The 17,291-nt window shown below is 72.1% G+C and carries 15 protein-coding genes and 1 pseudogene; 6 read left to right on the forward strand and 10 right to left on the reverse strand.

Annotated features, from left to right (window positions below; translation table 11 throughout):
- Positions 1–4: 4 nt before the first annotated feature.
- On the reverse strand, positions 5–451 hold the full coding sequence (locus G3I56_RS24395; RefSeq protein WP_164412408.1) for an Lrp/AsnC family transcriptional regulator: 447 nt from the start codon (positions 449–451) through the stop codon (positions 5–7).
- 139 nt (positions 452–590) lie between these two features.
- On the opposite strand from G3I56_RS24395, the gene G3I56_RS24400 reads away from it, so the two are divergent.
- Positions 591–1,073 (forward strand): rhodanese-like domain-containing protein, encoded by a 483-nt coding sequence (locus G3I56_RS24400; RefSeq protein WP_164412410.1) that lies wholly within the window; start codon positions 591–593, stop codon positions 1,071–1,073.
- An 82-nt stretch (positions 1,074–1,155) separates the two neighbouring features.
- Here G3I56_RS24400 and G3I56_RS24405 read toward each other — a convergent pair whose 3' ends face one another.
- The 5 genes from G3I56_RS24405 to G3I56_RS24425 form a co-directional block, all read right to left on the reverse strand.
- Positions 1,156–1,950, reverse strand: coding sequence for an ATP-grasp domain-containing protein (locus G3I56_RS24405; protein ID WP_164412412.1), 795 nt, complete (start codon positions 1,948–1,950; stop codon positions 1,156–1,158).
- A gap of 179 nt (positions 1,951–2,129) precedes the next feature.
- Positions 2,130–3,821 carry a DUF885 domain-containing protein gene (locus tag G3I56_RS24410; RefSeq protein ID WP_164412414.1) on the reverse strand — a complete coding sequence of 564 codons (1,692 nt, stop codon included), beginning with the start codon at positions 3,819–3,821 and terminating at the stop codon, positions 2,130–2,132.
- 125 nt (positions 3,822–3,946) lie between these two features.
- Positions 3,947–5,242 carry a GNAT family N-acetyltransferase gene (locus tag G3I56_RS24415; protein ID WP_164412416.1) on the reverse strand — a complete coding sequence of 432 codons (1,296 nt, stop codon included), beginning with the start codon at positions 5,240–5,242 and terminating at the stop codon, positions 3,947–3,949.
- Positions 5,243–5,355: 113 nt separating this feature from the next.
- Positions 5,356–6,945 carry an alkaline phosphatase D family protein gene (locus tag G3I56_RS24420; protein WP_164412418.1) on the reverse strand — a complete coding sequence of 530 codons (1,590 nt, stop codon included), beginning with the start codon at positions 6,943–6,945 and terminating at the stop codon, positions 5,356–5,358.
- A 161-nt stretch (positions 6,946–7,106) separates the two neighbouring features.
- The gene (locus G3I56_RS24425; RefSeq protein ID WP_164412420.1) at positions 7,107–8,537 is read right to left on the reverse strand and encodes a PLP-dependent aminotransferase family protein; all 1,431 of its coding nucleotides are present in this window, start codon (positions 8,535–8,537) and stop codon (positions 7,107–7,109) included.
- A gap of 47 nt (positions 8,538–8,584) precedes the next feature.
- On the opposite strand from G3I56_RS24425, the pseudogene G3I56_RS24430 reads away from it, so the two are divergent.
- A pseudogene (locus G3I56_RS24430) lies at positions 8,585–9,442 on the forward strand (EamA family transporter); the annotation flags it as partial.
- 42 nt (positions 9,443–9,484) lie between these two features.
- Here the strand turns inward: G3I56_RS24430 and G3I56_RS24435 are convergent.
- Positions 9,485–10,327: an alpha/beta fold hydrolase gene (locus G3I56_RS24435; RefSeq protein WP_164412422.1), complete on the reverse strand. Its 843-nt coding sequence runs from the start codon at positions 10,325–10,327 to the stop codon at positions 9,485–9,487.
- Positions 10,328–10,500: 173 nt separating this feature from the next.
- On the opposite strand from G3I56_RS24435, the gene sigJ reads away from it, so the two are divergent.
- Positions 10,501–11,403, forward strand: a complete 903-nt coding sequence (sigJ, locus tag G3I56_RS24440; protein ID WP_164412424.1) for an RNA polymerase sigma factor SigJ — start codon at positions 10,501–10,503, stop codon at positions 11,401–11,403.
- Between the two features lie 111 nt (positions 11,404–11,514).
- Positions 11,515–12,276 (forward strand): GntR family transcriptional regulator, encoded by a 762-nt coding sequence (locus tag G3I56_RS24445; protein WP_164412644.1) that lies wholly within the window; start codon positions 11,515–11,517, stop codon positions 12,274–12,276.
- 94 nt (positions 12,277–12,370) lie between these two features.
- Here the strand turns inward: G3I56_RS24445 and G3I56_RS24450 are convergent, their stop codons facing one another.
- The 3 genes from G3I56_RS24450 to G3I56_RS24460 form a co-directional block, all read right to left on the reverse strand.
- Positions 12,371–13,528 (reverse strand): ROK family transcriptional regulator, encoded by a 1,158-nt coding sequence (locus G3I56_RS24450; RefSeq protein ID WP_164412426.1) that lies wholly within the window; start codon positions 13,526–13,528, stop codon positions 12,371–12,373.
- A gap of 100 nt (positions 13,529–13,628) precedes the next feature.
- Complete coding sequence (locus G3I56_RS24455) at positions 13,629–14,294, reverse strand: response regulator transcription factor (RefSeq protein ID WP_164412428.1); 666 nt, start codon at positions 14,292–14,294, stop codon at positions 13,629–13,631.
- 14 nt (positions 14,295–14,308) lie between these two features.
- Positions 14,309–15,496, reverse strand: a complete 1,188-nt coding sequence (locus G3I56_RS24460; protein ID WP_164412430.1) for a histidine kinase — start codon at positions 15,494–15,496, stop codon at positions 14,309–14,311.
- Positions 15,497–15,603: 107 nt separating this feature from the next.
- Between G3I56_RS24460 and G3I56_RS24465 the strand changes: the two genes are divergently transcribed.
- Both G3I56_RS24465 and G3I56_RS24470 read left to right on the forward strand, forming a co-directional pair.
- Entirely contained in the window at positions 15,604–16,539 is a 936-nt protein-coding gene (locus tag G3I56_RS24465) for an ABC transporter ATP-binding protein (protein ID WP_164412432.1), read from the forward strand.
- Between the two features lie 2 nt (positions 16,540–16,541).
- Positions 16,542–17,267 (forward strand): ABC transporter permease, encoded by a 726-nt coding sequence (locus tag G3I56_RS24470; RefSeq protein WP_164412434.1) that lies wholly within the window; start codon positions 16,542–16,544, stop codon positions 17,265–17,267.
- The last annotated feature ends 24 nt before the right edge of the window (positions 17,268–17,291 follow it).

Raw genomic sequence — 17,291 nt, forward strand, 5'->3', positions numbered from 1 at the left:
TCCCTCACTGACCGACGGCGCGGCGGGGGAGTGGCGACGAGTAGACGACGCTCGTGGTCACTGAGCCCAGCGCGCCGATCTTTCCCGACACCTCCTCCAGATGCCGCATCGATCGGGCGACGACCTTGATGACGAAGCAGTCGTCGCCCGTCACGTGATGCGTCTCCAGGATCTCGGGTGTCACGGCGACCAGGTCATGGAACGGCTTGTAGTTGCCGTTCGGGTACCTGAGCCGGACGAAGGCGAGGATCGGCAGGCCGAGCCGCTCCGGGTCGACGACCGCCGAGTACCCCTGGATGACACCGGCCTCCTCCAGCCGCCGCACCCGCTCGGTGACCGCGCTCGGGGACATCGCGACGGCACGCGCCAGCTCGGCGAAAGTGGCGCGACCGTCGCGCTGGAGGACATCGAGGATGCGCCAGTCGGTGGCGTCCGGGGAAAACGTGCTCATACCTGAGGAATAGCAGGGAGATCCCCGGCTGAACAAGCGGAAGCCCGTGGATCACACCTTCAGGTGAAGTGACCGTCGGCCGTAGATTTCTGGCCATGGAGTCCCGGCCCGGGCTCCCCCAGGGAAAGGCCAGCAGCTCATGACCGTCAGCACGAGTGTCCTCAACCCCGTCCTGCGTGTCGCGCCCGCCTCCCCGACCGAGGCCGCCGCCCACTTCGGCGCGAGCCTCGCCTTCCACGCCGACGTCTCCGACGTGGCCGCCGCACTCGCCGCCGACGGCGACCCGGGATTCGTCGTCGTCGACTCGCGTTCCACCGAGTCCTGGGACCAGGGCCACATCCCAGGCGCCCTTCACCTGCCGACGGCCCTGATCCCCGAACAGGCCGCCGGGCTCCTCGACAGGTCCGTGCCGGTGGTGACGTACTGCTGGGGCCCCGGCTGCAACGGAGCGACCCGTGCCGCCCTCGCCCTCGCCCAACTCGGCTACCAGGTCAAGGAGATGCTCGGCGGCTTCGAGTACTGGGTGCGTGAGGGCTTCGAGTTCGAGACGTGGGAGGGACGGGAGCGCCGCACCGCCGACGCGCTGACGGCCTCGGTCGACGCGGCGGCCTGCGGCTGCTGAAGCGAACGCGAGCCGCAGTCCCGTACGAGCCGCAGTCCCGTACGAGCCGCAGCGGCGTACGGGCCTCGCCGGCGTACGAGGCTCAGTCCCGCACGACTTCGGGCAGCGGGCGCAGGAAGGTACGGTCCGCCGGGCCGAACTCCCCTTCCGGGCGGGCCGCATGCAGGACGACATCGAGGGCGGCAGCCGGATCACAGGCGTAATGCCCGCTGGCCCAGGCGGCGTTGGCCTCGACGACCGCCCATTCCGAGCCCTCCGACAGCAGACCGACGTCCACGACGACGGCACTCGGCAGATGCCGGGTCGCCAGGCGTCCCGCGAAGGCCAGTACCTCCGCCTTCCGAGGGTCCTCGTCGAGCGGGACGACATCCAGCTCACCGTGCGACAAGTACCTGCTCCCGGTGCGGACTTCACCGTCGAGCAGGAACAGCCGGTACTCCACGGCGAACGTCACGATGTCGCTCACCAGCACCGGCGTGCCGTCGTCGACCGCGTCGGCACCCGGCAGCCGGCTCCCGTCCGGATAGACGCGCGCGGGAAAGCTCTTGTCGTTGGGCGGCTTCACGAAGGCGGGCCGCCGCAGCTGCCGAGCCTCGGCGACGGTACTGAACTCGATCTCCCTGTGCGTGAGTTCGTACGGCAGCCGGGCCAGCCAGTCCGGCGCCGGCTCCAGCAGCCCGAGCCCCAGCTCCGTGGCCACCGCGTCCGCGAACAGGGGCCCGGCGTACAGCGTCGCGCCCTCGGCCGCCCGCCACTCCTCGGGCACGCGCCACTCGCGCAGGACCTCGACACCCATGGCGCGTCCGCGTGCCGCGTCGGCCAGGGCGTGTCCCGTCGCGGTAACGCGCGGAGAGAGGAAGAGAGTTCGGGCGTTCATGGGGTCAAGGGTGGCTCACGGGGAGGGGCGGGAGACAGCGAATTTACCGGTGCGGAGGGGGAGCCGGACAGGGGCGGGGGAGCAGGGCGTACCCCAGCCGCCCCCTCCAGCCTCACAACCCCAGCCCCAGCCCCCACAAACCTCGTCCCCCGCCCCCGAGTTGCCCTCGGCGAGCTACCTCACAGCTGGGACAGCTCGTCCACCAGGTCGTCCAGCCCCAGGGAACCCTGCGACAGCGCGGCCATGTGCCAGGCCTTCGCGTCGAAGGCGTCGCCGTGGCGGCGCTGGGCGTTCTCCCGGCCCAGCAGCCACGCCCGCTCGCCCAGCTTGTAGCCGATCGCCTGGCCGGGGATGGTCAGATAACGCGTCAGTTCGCTCTCCACGAAGTCCGCGGGGCGGCTGCTGTGGGCGCCGAAGAACTCCTGCGCCAGTTCCGGGGTCCAGCGCTCGCCCGGGTGGAACGGGGAGTCCGCCGGGATCTCCAGTTCCAGGTGCATGCCGATGTCGACGATGACCCGGGCCGCCCGCATCATCTGCGCGTCGAGGTAGCCGAGGCGCTGCTCCGCGTCCGTGAGATAGCCCAGCTCGTCCATGAGGCGCTCCGCGTACAGCGCCCAGCCCTCGCAGTTGGCGCTGACGCCACCGACGGTGGCCTGGTAGCGGGAGAGGTTCTCGGCGACGTGCGCCCACTGCGCGAGCTGCAGGTGGTGGCCGGGGACGCCCTCGTGGTACCAGGTCGAGACCAGGTCGTACACGGGGAAGCGGGTCTGGCCCATCGTCGGCAGCCAGGTGGTGCCGGGACGGGAGAAGTCCTCCGACGGGGACATGTAGTACGGCGCCGCCGCACTGCCCGCCGGCGCGATGCGGGACTCCACCTTCTTCACCCGGTCGGCGAGTTCGAAGTGCGTGCCGTCCAGCGCCTCGATCGCCTGGTCCATCAGGCCCTGGAGCCATTCGCGGACCTCGTCGACGCCCTCGATGTGCGTGCCGTGCTCGTCGAGATGCGCCAGCGCCACCCACGGTGTCGCGGCGCCGGGCAGGATGTTCTCGGCCTCCTGCTTCATCTCACCGAGGAGACGGTGGTACTCGGCCCAGCCGTACGCGTACGCCTCGTCCAGGTCCAGATCCGTGCCGTTCCAGTAACGCGACCAGCGCGCGTACCGCTCACGGCCCACCGTGTTCGGCGCGCCCTCGACGGCCGGCGCGTACACGTCCCGCATCCAGTCCCGCAGTTCGACGACGGCCGCGTCCGCGACCCGGGCCGCCTCGTCCAGCTCGGTGCGCAGCGCCCCGGGGCCGGCCGACACGAAGTCCTCGAACCAGCCGAGACCCTTGCCCTCCAGGTCGGACCACTCGCCGAGCTGCTCGACGAACGTGGCGGTGGGGCGCGGACCCGCGTACAGCTCGCGCTCCAGGCCCAGGGCCAGGCTCTCCCGGTAGCCCCGAAGCGCGGCCGGAACCGCGCGTAGCCGCTCCGCGACCGCCGTCCAGTCCTCGTCCGTGTCCGTCGGCGTCACGGTGAACACCTCGCGCACCGAGTGCGCGGCCGTGTGCATGTTGCCGACGGCGCGCAGGCCCTCGCCGGCCTCGTGCACGGCTAGTTCGGCGGTGAGCCGCTCGCGCAGCAGCCGCCCGCAGCGCCGCTCGATGTCACTGTCCGCGCCGGGCTGTTGCTCGGCCTCGTCCAGCCGGGCCAGCGTCGTCCGCGCCAGCTCCGCCAGGGCCTCCTGGCCGGCGGGCGAGGTGTCCGGGAGCCGGCTCGAACTCTCCTTCACGCCGAGGTACGTACCGGTGACCGGGTCGAGGGCGATGAGGTCGTCGACGTAGGTGTCGGCGACCTCTCTGGGCAGCGGGCTCTTGATGTCTGACATGACGCCATCCTCGTATGCGACGGCGGGCGGCGTCACGTCGATTCACGCCGGAACGCGCGACCGGCCCGGCGGGAGCCGCCGGGCCGGTCGTGAGCGTGATCAGTACGGGACCCGTAGGGGATGGATCAGTCCCGCGCGCTGTGGTCGTATGTCCTCGGCGAGGCGACCTGGGTCGCGTCCAGGCGGGCCGTGATGACGAGGGTGCCCTCCTCGATCTGGTAGTCGAGTGGCAGGCCGAGGGCGCGCATCGCGGCGACCATGCCGGTGTTGGAGGACTGCGTGACGGCGTACACGTGCTCGCAGTTAGCCTCGCGCGCCATCGACACCAGCCGGCGCAGCAGTTCGCCGCCGATGCCGCGCCGCTGCCACTCGTCCTCGACGAGCAGCGCGATCTCGGTCTCGTCGCCGTCCCAGAGAAGGTGACCGAGGCCGACCACCCGTCCCGACGCCGTCTGTACGGCGAGCGTACGGCCGTAGCGCGGGCTGAGCAGGTGGCCCAGGTAGCGGTCGGCGTCGCCCATCGGGCCGTGGTAGCGGAGCGAGAGGGTGCGCGGCGAGCAGCGCTCGTGCATCGCCTTCGCCGCGTCCAGATCGCTCGCGTCGGCGCGCCGTACGGTGATGGCGTTGCCCCTCGGCAGCGTCAGTGCGTCCTGGCCGTGCGGGACGCGCGGACCGAGCCGCGCGTCCAGCTCCACCAGGGCCCTCGCCCGGGCGAACTCGGTCGGGGTGAACGGCAGATACGGCCGCTCCACGGTGATCACTCCGCCTTCCGGCGCGCGCAGCCGCATCACCGTGTCCGTCTCCTCCAGGGCACCCTCGACCGGCACGTCCTCCCGCGCCGCCGAGTTACCGCCGGGCAGCGAACGGATCGTGCACCGGCCGAGCAACTGGCGCAGCGCGAGCGGCAGTTCTGCCGCGTCCAGGGCCGTACGGGTGGCCAGGCCCAGCACCCGGGTCGGCGCGTCGACGAGATCGTGGGCGTCGGCCCGCTCGATCCACGTCCCGGCGCCGCCCGCCCGGGACACCGACCCGGAGATCTCGGCGGCGGCGAGGTCACCGGGGGCGCGCAGCAGGAACTCGTCGACGGTGCCCCGGGCCAGCGGATGCGTCTGCAGGCTGAGGATGTCGATACGCCGCTCGGCGAGGGCTGTGCACAGCGAGGCGAGCGATCCCGGCTGGTCCTGCACCGTGGTCCGCATCCGCCACAGCACGCTCGCGCCGGTACCCGAACCTGTACCCGTATCGACGCGCGTGTCGGCATCGGTATCGGTGTCGGCATCGTTGTCGTCCGGCGGTGCGTGACCGTGGCGGCTTGCCCACCATGTGCGCAGCAGCGCGGCGAGTTCGACGACATCCCGCCGCCACTGGCGTACCGGGCGGCTGTCCGCCTCCGAAGTGTCCTCAGATACGTTTCGACTCATGCAGCCACCATGCGCCAACGGTGTTGCGTGATCACGAACGGACTGTGACCGAAGGGTTAAGTTGCATTCCGCCCCTTTGGTTTACTTTTTTACAGTTAATGTCGTATGCGCCCCTACTGCCCCACTCGTCCCGGCTGCAGCACCTTCGTGAACAGCACGGTCCCGTCCTGCTCGCGCAGCCGTACCGTCAGCTCCCCGCTGCCGCCGTCGATGTCGACCTCGCCGAAGAACTGGTAGCCACCGGCGGGCGAGACGTTCGCCGCGGTCGGCGCCTTCACGAAGACCCGCTCGGGACCGAACGTACCGTCGAGCGCGCTGGCGGGGAACGCCCCGGCGTTCAGCGGGCCCGAGACGAACTCCCAGAACGGCTCGAAGTCGGTGAAGGCGGCCCGCGTGGGCTGGTAGTGCTGGGCCGAGGTGTGGTGGACGTCGGCGGTCAGCCAGACCGTGCCGGTGATCCGACGGTGCTTGATGTACCGCAGCAGTTCGGCGATCTGCAGTTCACGCCCGAGCGGCGCACCCGGATCACCCTGTGCGACGGCCTCGATGTTGGCCTTGCCCTCGGTGGCGTCCGGCACGACCAGGCCCAGCGGCATGTCGGCGGCGATCACCTTCCACACGGCACGCGAGCAGGACAGTTCCCGCTTGAGCCACTCCAGCTGCTCGGCGCCGAGGATGCCCTGCGGGTCGACGGTCTGGTCGTCGGGGGAGTTGGCGTTGCGGTACGTCCGCATGTCGAGGACGAACACGTCGAGCAGCGGCCCCTGGTGCAGCACGCGCTGTACACGGCCGTCCCGGGCGCCCGGCCGGAGCGTGGAGATCGGGAAGTACTCGCTGAAGGCCCGCCGGGCGCGACCGGCGAGGACGTCGACGCTCTTCTCGGTGTAGCGGGTGTCCGAGTCGAGAACCCGCTCCCCCGGATACCAGTTGTTGCGCACCTCGTGGTCGTCCCACTGGATGACCGACGGGACCTGGGCGTTGAACCGCCGGAGGTTCTCGTCGAGCAGGTTGTAGCGGAAGTTGCCGCGGAACTCGGCGAGCGTCTCGGCGACCTTCGACTTCTCCTCGGTCGTGATGTTCCGCCAGGTGCTGCCGTCGGGCAGCGCGGCGGTCGCGGCGATCGGACCGTCGGCGTAGATGTTGTCGCCGCTGCACAGGAAGAAGTCGGGGTCGAGCTTCCCCATCGCGTCATAGATCCGGTAGCCGCCGAGATCCGGGTTGATGCCCCAGCCCTGTCCCGCAAGGTCCCCGGACCACAGGAACCGCACCCCGTCGCGCCGCCGCACCGGCGCCGTACGGAAGGTGCCGGTCACCGGCTCGCCGGTGCGGCGCGGGTCGTCCGGGTCGGCGAGCAGCACGCGGTAGTGGATCTGCTCGCCCGGCGGCAGCCCGCGCAGCCGGGTCGTACCGGTGAAGTCGGTGTCCGTACCGAGCAGCGGACCGTGCCACCGGCGGGGGTTGCGGAACGACGAGGTGGCGGACGTCTCGACGACCATCCGGGCCGGCCGGTCGGACCGCACCCACACCAGCCCCGAGTCGGCGGTCACATCACCCGTCTGAACCCCCCACCCCGCCTTCGGCCGCCCGGACAGGGCGAACGCGGGCGCCGCCGCACCGACGGCGGCGGGCAGGGTCAGGGCCGCCGAAGCGGCGAGCGAACCGCGCAGCACGCTGCGACGACCGGGCAGGGGAGAAGCTGACATGGGGCGTGCCTCCGGGGACAGGATCCGGCGAGTGTGCACAGCCACAACTACGGGGACACCGCAGCGCCCACGCAAACCACACATGAACAACTGCCACCGAGGACACGGGAGCCGGTGTGCGAGCCGACTGCGGGGCCCCGAAGGCAACAGGCAGGGGGGCGTCAGAAAGCGAGAGCCTCCGCCATCAGCCGCACCCCCGCCCCGATCCGGGCGGGCGACAACTGCGCGTACCCCAGCACCAGCCGTACGCCCCCGCCCCGCACGGGCGCGTGCGCGAAGTCCGCCAGCGGCCGTACCGCGACCCCGGCCGCCGCCGTCCGCTCCAGGAAGCGGTCCTCGGGCCCGTACCGCTCCGGCAGCGCGGCGATCACATGCAGACCGGCCGCGATCCCCGACACCTCGGCCCCGGGAAAATGCTCCGCCAGCGCCGCTACGAGGACATCGCGCCGTTCCCGGTACGCGCGCCGGCACCGGCGCAGATGCCGGTCGTAGTCGCCGTGCTCCACGAACCGCGCGAACAGCTCCTGGTCGAGGGCGGGATGCCCCAGGTCCATCGTCCGCTTCCGCTCCACGACCTCCTCGGCGAGCGACTCCGGCACGAGAAGCCAGCCGAGCCGCAACCCGGGCGCGAGCGACTTGCTGACGGACCCCGTGTAGGCGACGCGCTCGGGATCGAGCCCCTGCAGCGCGCCCACCGGAGCGCGGTCGTACCGGAACTCCCCGTCGTAGTCGTCCTCGATCACCAGCCCGTCGACCGACCGCGCCCAGTCGAGGAGTTCGGTGCGGCGGCCCGCGGAGTAGGCGATCCCGGAGGGGAACTGATGGGCGGGCGTGGTCATCACCGCCCGTACCCCTGAGGCCCGCAGCGCATCGAGGCCGAGGCCCTCGTCGTCCAGGGGCAGCGGTACGGCGTCCAGACCGGCCGAGGCGTACAGGGAGCCGTGTTCCGGGCTTCCGGGGTCCTCGACGCCGATGTCGCGCATCCCGCGCGCGTGAAGCACGTGGCCGAGCAGCGTCGTCGCCTGCGCCACCCCGGAGACGATCACCAGCCGTTCCGGGTCCGCGACCACCCCCCGGCGTCGCGCGAGCAGCTCCGCCAGTGCCGTCCGCAGCCGCGGCAGGCCGCGCGCGTCGGGGTAGCCGAGGGCGTGATGGGGGAGTTCCGCGAGCACCCCGCGCTGGGCGGCGGCCCATGCGGCACGCGGGAACAGCGACAGATCGGGGGTGCCCGGCAGGAAGTCGGCCCGGGTGCCGGCGGAGCGCGGGGCGAGGTCCCGCGCGCGTGGACGGGCGGCCCGGGCGGCACCGCCCACCCAGGTACCGGCCCCGCGTCCGCTGCGCAGATAACCCTCCGCGGTCAACTGCTCGTACGCCTCCGTGACCAGCCCCCGCGACACCCCGAGGTCGGCCGCGAGATCCCGGCTCGACGGCAGCCGCGTTCCCGGTCCGAGCCGCCCCGACCGGACCGCTTCTCGGAGTGCCTCCTGAAGCGAACGCCCACGCGCGCGCGGGGGTGCGACAGCGGCCGGGAGCAGCAACTCCCAGGCGGCGGAGCCCGGCGGGCCGCCCGGACTGGTCCCCGATGACGTCATGGAAGTGGACCTTAATCCGGGCCGCCGCACTCCCTAGCGTCACCTCCATGAACGCCACCGCCGACCCGGCCGACATCACTCCCGCGCGCGGGGCCCTCCTCGCGGCCTTCGCCGCCGTACTCGTCGGCTGCTCCTTCACTGCCAACAGTGTCCTCGGCGACTACCCGTACGTGGGCGGCCAGTTCCTGCGCTACGGGCTGGCCTGTCTGTTGCTCCTGCCACTGATCGGCAGGGGTGGTGCCGCCCCGCTCGGGACGCTCACCGCCCGCCAGTGGATTCGCCTCACGCTACTCTCCGCCGTCGGCATGGTCGGATTCAACCTGGCCGTCATCGCCGCCGAACGCAGCGCGGAGCCGGCGGTGCCCGGGGTGTTCGTGGGCTGTGCGCCCGTGGTCGTGGCGGTCCTGGTCCCCCTGCTGGACGGGCGACGGCCCAGGCGGGCCGTGGTGTACGGGGCGTTGACCGTCGCGGTGGGCGCCTTCGCGGTCCAGGGTTGGGGCCGCACGGACGGCGTGGGCATCGCGTTCTCCGGGTGCGCGCTGGCCGGTGAGGTCGGGTTCGCGGTGCTCGCCGTACCCGTGCTGCGACCCCTCGGGCCCCGGCTGCTGTCCGCGACCGTGTGCGGCCTCGCCGCCGCCGAGTCCGCGCTCGCCGGGGTGGTCCTCGACGGCACCGGCTGGCTGCGCGTGCCCGACCCCACCGAGACCGCCGCGCTGCTGTGGCAGGCGGCCGTCGTCACCGTCGTCGGCTTCGTGTGCTGGTACATCGGCGTGCAGCGGATCGGCGCGGAGCGCGCCACGCTCTTCTCCGGCCTCATCCCCGTAGCGGCGGCCTGCACCGCCCCGCTCGTCGGCACGGGCTCCTACGGCGCCCCGCAGGCCGCCGGAAGCGCCCTCGTCGGTGTCGGAGTCGTTCTGGGATCCGGTGCGTTGGTCTTCGCGCGCCGGTCAGCGGCTGCCGTCGAGGAGGACCCGGGCGACCAGCGCCGGGTCGTCGTTCATCGGGACGTGGCCGCAGCCGGGGAGTCGGATCAGGTGGGCCCTGGGGATGATCTGCTTGGCGCGGACGCCCTGGCGGCGCATGAGCAGCAGGTCCCGGGTGCCCCACGCCACGGTGACCGGGACGTCCGGGACGTCGTCCGTGAAGCGGATGTCGCGGCCGGCCCTGAGGGTCTCCGTGAACCGCTTGGCGTTCGCCAGGGCGAGCGTCTCGGCGACGACGGCCTCGGGTGAACGGCGGCCGGGACGGGCGTAGATGGTGCTCGTCAGGACGCTCCGCCCCGCCGCCGAGCGCGACAGTCGCTCGACCAGCGGCACCGGCATGCTCCGCGCGGCCCGCCGCATCGCGAGCAGCACTCCGAACGCGTACCTCCGTTCGGCCTGCGACCAGAACCCCGCCGGGGAGAGTGTGGTGACGGACCGTACGCGCTTCTCGCGCCCGAGTTCCAGAGCCAGCAGACCGCCCAGCGAGTTGCCCGCCACATGCGGACGGTCCAGCTCCAGCGCCTCGCACAGGGCGGCGAAGACAGCCGTCATCGTCGGCAGGTCGTGGGCGAAGCCGTCCGGCAGTGCCGGGGACGCGCCGAACCCCGGAAGATCGACGGCGATCACGTCGCGCTCGGTGGCCAGGATGTCGATCACCGGGTCCCAGGCCTGCCGGTGGTGCCCGATGCCGTGCAGCAGCAGAAGCGGTTCGCCGGCGCCCACGCGCGCGTACGACAGGGTCACGGCCCTGGGCTCGGCCGCCGGGTCGTACGGAGAGGGGACCTCGAAGGTGACGGTGGAGGACATGGGCCTGCTCCTAGTCGTACGCGGTCGGTCGTACGCGGTCGTACACGTCTGCGTGGCTGTCCACGGGCACTGCGTAGACAGCTTGTCAGCAATTAATACTGGCCGGTAGCCCTCGGGGGCGGCGGCCGACAATGCGCTGGACATCACCCTCGGCGCCGGGTTGGGATGGGGCAGTGACCGCCGACACCGTGAACGACGTCTTCGAAGAGCACCGGCCCGTCCTGATGGGCGTCGCCTACCGCATGCTCGGCCGGGTGGCCGACGCCGAGGACGTCGTCCAGGACGCGTGGCTGCGCTGGGCCGCCGCCGACCGGACCGACGTACGCGAACCGCGCGGCTATCTCGTGCGCGTCACGACCCGGCTCGCCATCGACCGGCTGCGCCAGGTGAAGGCGCGCGGCGAGACATACGTCGGCCCGTGGCTGCCCGAGCCGTACGTCACCGAACTCACCGGGGCCGCAGGGACCGTTCCCGACGCGGCCGAGCGGGCCGTGCTCGCCGACACCGTGTCCCTCGCGGTCATGGTCGTCATGGAGTCCCTCTCGCCGCTGGAGCGCGCGGTGTTCGTCCTCAGGGAGGCCTTCGCGTACCCGTTCGCGGAGATCGCCGCGATGCTCGACCGCACCGAACCGGCGGTGCGGCAGCTCGCCGGACGCGCCCGCCGACACGTCGACGAACGCCGCCCGCGCTACGAGGTCGACCCGGCGCAGCGCCGTGACCTGACCGAACGGTTCCTCGTCGCCGCGGAACAGGGCGACCTCGCGGGCCTCATGGAACTGCTCGCCCCGGACGTCTGCCTCGTCGCCGACAGCGGCGGCCTGGCGCGGGCGCCGCGCCGGATCCTGGAGTCGGCCGACCGCGTGGGCCGCTTCGTCATCGGCACCGCGAGCAAGGGCCTCGGCGACGCGTCCTTCCGCTTCCTGGAGGTCAACGGTGGCTTCGCCGTACTGATCCTGGACGGCGGCAAGCCCGACGCCGTGTTCCAGATGGATGTGGCGGACGGCCGTATCCAGTGCGTGTACATCATCCGCAACCCGGACAAGGTGCGCTCCCTGGCCCTTCCTCAGGAAGGCTGATTGGTCTTGACCAAGCCTCAGGGCCGCCCTATGGTCGCAGGAAAGTGCAACAACCTTTAATAAACAAGGGCGCCAAACGCCGCCGAGACCACGGCGATTGCGGAGGACATGGTGGGGACCACGCAGTTGGAAACGGTGCCGGAGCCGAAGTACTGGCATCTGAAGACCGTGCTCAGTCAGGCACTGGACTCCGAGTTCACGGTGGGCGAGATCCTGCCGAACGAGCGTGACCTCGCGGCCCGCTTCGGCGTGGCCCGTGCCACGCTCCGCCAGGCACTGGAGCAGCTCGAACTCGAAGGCCGGCTCCAGCGCCGGCGCGGTGTCGGTACGACCGTCGCCCCGCCGCGCATGGGCGTCTCCGTCGGCACTGCCCGGCACGTGTGGCCGGGTGCGGCGGGCGACGCGTGGCAGCCCGTGGACAGCGCGCTGACCGTACCGGCCGTGTCCGTGGCCGCCGCCCTGGAGACCCGCCAGGACGAGGCCGTTCACACCGTGCGCCGCTCGCGCGTCTCACACGGCCAGCCGGTCGCCGCCGAGCTGCTCTACGTCCCGGCCGCATCGGTGCCCGACCTGTCGGCGATAGACGCCCCGTCCGGCGCGGCACGCGCGCGTGCAGTGCTGCGCGAACTCCAGCGTCTGGAGCTGGAGGGCCAGGACCGTTCCGTGGAGCTCGGCTCGGCCCGTGCGGACGACGCCAAGGAGCTGGACCGCCTCCCCGGGGCCCCCGTGCTCGTCGTCACGACCCGCTTCTTCACCGAGGGCCGCACGGCCGCAATCTCCGTGGCGACCTATCGCGCTGACACGTGCCGGTTGACCTTCGGCGACACCGGGGGAGTGGAGATACACCACGGCCCGGAACGCCGCGCGTCCTGAGGTCCGTACAACCCCGCGCCCCAAAGGGGCGCGGGGAACTGCGCGACCAGCCACGACGGGCCCGCAGATTCCCCAACCGCACTTCGCGGAGCGCTCAGCGCCGGGCCGTGACTGTCCCCTCCACCGCGAACAACTGCTCGTCGACATGGTCGAGGGCCAGCCGCAGCGCGCCCGTCGCCACAGCCGCCTCGCCGAGGAGCGACAGGGCCACGCCGGGCGGGCGCAGACAGTAACGCGCCAGCTCGTCACGCAAGGGTTCCAGTACGCCGTCCAGCCCCGCCGCCCAGCCGCCGACGACGACCAGCTCGGGGTCGAGGGCAAGGACGAGCGCGGCCACGTCGTGGACCAGCCGCTGGATGAAGCGGTCGACGGCCGCGCGGGCCTGCTCGTCGCCCTCGCGGGCGCGAGCGAACACTCCGGCGACCGCCACCTCGTCGAGCGGGTGCAGCGGCTCGCCCGTGGTCGACAGCAGCGCCTCCGGGGTCGCCTCCCGGCCCAGCAGATGAAGCGCGCCGATCTCCCCGGCCGCCCCGCCGAACCCCCGGTGCAGCCGCCCCCCGATCAGTGAACCGGCGCCCGGACTCAGCCCGGCCAGTACGAACACCACGTCGTCGGAGTCGATCGCCGCGCCCTTCCAGTGCTCGGCGACGGCAGCCGCGTTGGCGTCGTTCTCGACGAGCACAGGGCACTTGAAGGACCGGCTGAGCCGTTCACCGAGCCGCAGCCCGGTCCACTCGGGCAGTGCCGTGCACAGCCGCACGACCCCGTCGGCCTCCACGATCCCGGGCGTGGCCACGCCCACGGCCCGCAGCGAGTCACGGGCCACCCCGGCGCGGCGCAGCAACTCGGCGACCGCGGAGCGCAGCCGCTCCAGCCGCTCGTCCGCGGGTGCCGCCTCGTCGACGTCCTTCGAGATCGACCCCAGAAGTCGCCCGTCCAGGTCGGACAGCAGCGCGGCGACGCGATGGGACCCGATCTCCAGCCCCAGCAGATGCCCGGCCTCCGCCCGGAACCGGAACCGCCGCGCGGGCCGCCCCTGCCGCCGGGCGACGCTCTCGTCGGCGGCCTTCTCGACGACGAGCCCGGCCTCGATGAGCCCCTCGACGACGCCCTCGACGGTCGGCCTGGACAGCCCGGTGACCCGGGTGATCTCGGTCAGTGTCGCGCAGTCCGTGGCACGCAGCGCGTGCAGCACCACCGCGGAGTTGATCCTTCGCAGCAGCGAGGGATCCCCACCGGTCAGCTGCCCCAACGTACGTCCTCCCAGCTCGTGCGCGTGTGGGGCGGATCGTACTCGGCGCGGAGCACCCGTGCGAGAGCCGGACACCTCCGACCTGTCCGACGGGCCGGGATCATCCGGGCGCCACGAACCCGGACTCGTACGCCACGATGACCGCCTGCGTACGATCCCGGGCCTCCAGTTTCGCCAGCACGGCACTGACGTGCGACTTCACGGTCTCGGTCCCGACGACCAACCGGGCGGCGATCTCCGCGTTGGACAGGCCCCGCGCCATCAGCCGCAGCACCTCCGCCTCGCGCTCGGTCAGCCGCGCCCGCTCCAGAACGGCCCGGGCGGCCCGATTCCCGCCGCCCTCCTCCCCGTACTCGGCCGCCAACCGCCGTACCGAGGCCGGGAACAGCAACGACTCGCCCTCGGCGACCAGGCGCACCGCGTGCACGATCTCGGCCGGCCGGGCCCGCTTGAGCAGAAACCCGTCGGCACCGGCCCGCAGCGCCTCGTACACGTACTCGTCGTTCTCGAACGTCGTCACCACCAGGATCTTCGGAGGCTCCGCCATGGTCCGCAGCAGCGCTCGCGTGGCCTCGATGCCGTCCATCAAGGGCATCCGCACATCCATGGCGACGACATCCGGCCGCAGCTGCCTGACCAACGGTATGACGGCGGCCCCGTCCGCGGCCTCCCCGACGACCTCGATATCGGGCTGAGCCTCCAACACGACCCGCAGACCGGCCCGTACGAGGGGCTCGTCGTCGACCAGGAGCACGGTTATGGGCATCCGGGCAGCGTAGATCAGCGCAGCGGCAGCTCGACGTGCACCTGCCAGTCGCCCTCGTCGGGCCCCGTCCGCGCACGGCCGCCCAGCAGCGCCGCGCGCTCCCGGATGCCGCGCAGGCCGCTGCCCCGGCCGGGGCCGGGTATCGCGGCGGTGAGCGGGTTGCGGACCTCCAGGGCGAGGATGTCGTCCGCGACCCCGATACGGACCCGGACGGGAACGGCCCCCGCGTGCCGCAGCACATTGGTGAGCGACTCCTGGAGGATCCGGTAGCCCTCGCGGGACACCGGCCCCGGCACACCGTCGAGAGGGCCGGTCACCTCCATCTCGACCTTCGCCCCGGAGTAGCGCGCGGACTCCAGGAGGCGGTCGGCCTCGGTGAGGGCCGGGCGGCTGCTCGCGGGCCTGCCCGACTCCCGTAGTACGCCGAGGACACGCTCCAGGTCCTCCAGCGCGTCCCGGCCGGTCTCCTCGATGGCCTCCAGCGCCCGGTCGGTGAACGCGGGATCGCCCGCCGCACGGGCCGCGCCCGCCTGCACCACCGCAACCGTGAGCGCGTGCCCGATGGAGTCGTGCAGCTCACGGGCGATGCGGGTGCGCTCCAGGAGTTGTTCGGTGCGCTCCTCCAGTGCGGCGAGCCGCTCCGTGGGGGAGGGGCCGAGCAGGCGCCCGGCCAGCCGGGTGATCAGCTCGCCCGAGCCGACCACGACCGCGGCCAGCAGGACCAAGGGCAGCGGTGCGAGCAGCGCGTGCCACCAGTGGTGGCTCTCGACGCGCAGCAGGGCACCGTCGCCCGGGGTGTCCCCCAGCGCGGTTCTCACCAGAACCTCGGTGGTGATGGGCAGTTGGACGGTCAGCATCGAGACGAGACCCCCGAGCACCAGCCGGGCCTCCAGCCAGAGCACCGTACGGCCCCGGTCTCCCCAGGTGACGGACGAGGCGGCGACAATCCCCGAATCGCCCCCGTTGCTCTCGCCGTTGTTGTGGTGGCGGTGGTCGGTGAGCAGCAGTCTGGCCTGCAGTCCTTCCACGGTGCGCATCGCGGGCACGAGTCCGGCGAGTCCGATCGCCCCGGCCGACAGGAGCCAGATCCACCACGCGTCCTCGACGAACAGCCACATGGCGGGCCACACGATGGCGATGAACAGATGTAGCCATCGTGTGTAAGTGACCGCCCGGGTGAACGGGCGAAGGACGCGGACCATCCCGACATCGTGGCAGGTGCCACTGACAACAGGCCTCCCCCGGGCGGGGGAGACGAAACCCTCCGGTGGGGGAGGCGCGCACCCCGTCCGGCAGCCAGGCTGCTGCCATGACCAGCATCGACGTCCAGAATCTCACCAAGGAGTACGGCACGACGCGAGCCGTCGACCACCTCACCTTCCGTGTCCTGCCCGGCCGCGTCACCGGCTTCCTCGGCCCCAACGGCGCCGGAAAGTCCACCACAATGCGGCTGGTGCTCGGCCTGGACCGGCCGACGTCCGGTACCGCCAAGGTCGGCGGGCACGCCTACGCCACGCTCGGCGAACCGCTGCGCCAGGTGGGCGCCCTCCTCGACGCGCAGGCTGCGCACGGCTCACGCACCGCGCGTGACCATCTGCGAGTGCTGGCGCTGAGCAACCGCATCCCGGAGCGCCGGGTGGACGAGGTCCTGGAGGAGACGGGGCTCGTGTCCGCCGCGAGGCGCCGTGTGAAGACGTACTCCCTGGGCATGCGCCAACGCCTGGGCATCGCGGCCGCCCTCCTCGGCGATCCGCCCGTGCTGCTCCTCGACGAGCCCTCCAACGGACTCGACCCCGAAGGCATCATCTGGATCCGGGAGTTGCTGCGCCGTCTGGCCGGCGAGGGCCGGACGGTCCTGGTGTCCAGCCACCTCATGAACGAGACCGCCTCCTTCGCCGACCACCTCGTGGTCCTCGGCCGCGGCCGTCTCCTCGCGGACACCCCGATGCGGGAGTTCATCCACGCGCGCGTACAGCCGCGTGTGCGGGTGCGTACGACAAAGGGCACCGCACTCAAGGAGGCCCTCGCGCGCCACGGATTCGAGGCCGCCGAGCACGAGGACGGGCACCTGACCGTGCACCACGCACGCGTGGACGACATCGGGCGGCTCGCGTCGGACGCCGACGTGCCACTCCTCGAACTGGCCATGGAGGAAGGCACGTTGGAACAGGCTTACGTCGATCTGACGATGTCCGAGACCGAGTTCGCCGCCCAGCAGTCCCCGGCACAGCCCCAGGAGGCCTGACCATGCCGTTCGCACCCGTTCTGCGCTCCGAGTGGCTGAAGATCCGAACGCTCCGCTCACTCTGCGGCGCGCTGCTGGCGGTGTTCGCCGTGTCCACGGCCTTCTCCGCGCTCGCCGGGGTGTCCAGTACGTCCGACCCGGAGTTCGACCCGCTGTTCATGGCGCTCTCCGGAGTGGCGCCCGGCCAGATCGCCGCCATCGCCTTCGGCGCGACGGCCGTCTCGGCCGAGTTCCACGGCGGCGGACTGCGACTCGCCCTGGCTGCGGTGCCACAACGCGGCTGGTGGTTCGCGGCCAAGATCGCGGCCATCGGCGTACCGGCCCTGCTGGTGGGGCTGGTCACCGGCGCCGCTTCGCTCGCCGCCGCCAGGGCGGGTCTGGGCGACGCGGCAAGCGGACTCACGCTGGGCGAACAGACGCGCGGTGTCGCGGGCTGCGGTGTCTACCTCATGCTGATGGCGCTGCTCGCGGCCGGACTCACCGCCCTGCTGCGCAGCGGCACGGCTACGCTCAGCATCCTGATCCCCTTCATCCTCGTCATCTCGTTCGTGGTCGGGGATGTGGCAGGTGGGCTGACCGACTTCATGCCCGACCGGGCGGGCCAGGTGATCCTTTACGAGACGTCCGACAGCTCCCTCGGCCCCTGGACCGGTCTCGCGGTGACCGCCCTCTGGACGGCGGCCGCACTGCTCGCGGGAGCGTGGAGCGTGCGGTGCCGGGACGCGTGACGGACGTACGCGGCACCATGCGCA

It is taken from the genome of Streptomyces sp. SID12488 (assembly GCF_010548275.1).
Lineage (GTDB): Bacteria > Actinomycetota > Actinomycetes > Streptomycetales > Streptomycetaceae > Streptomyces.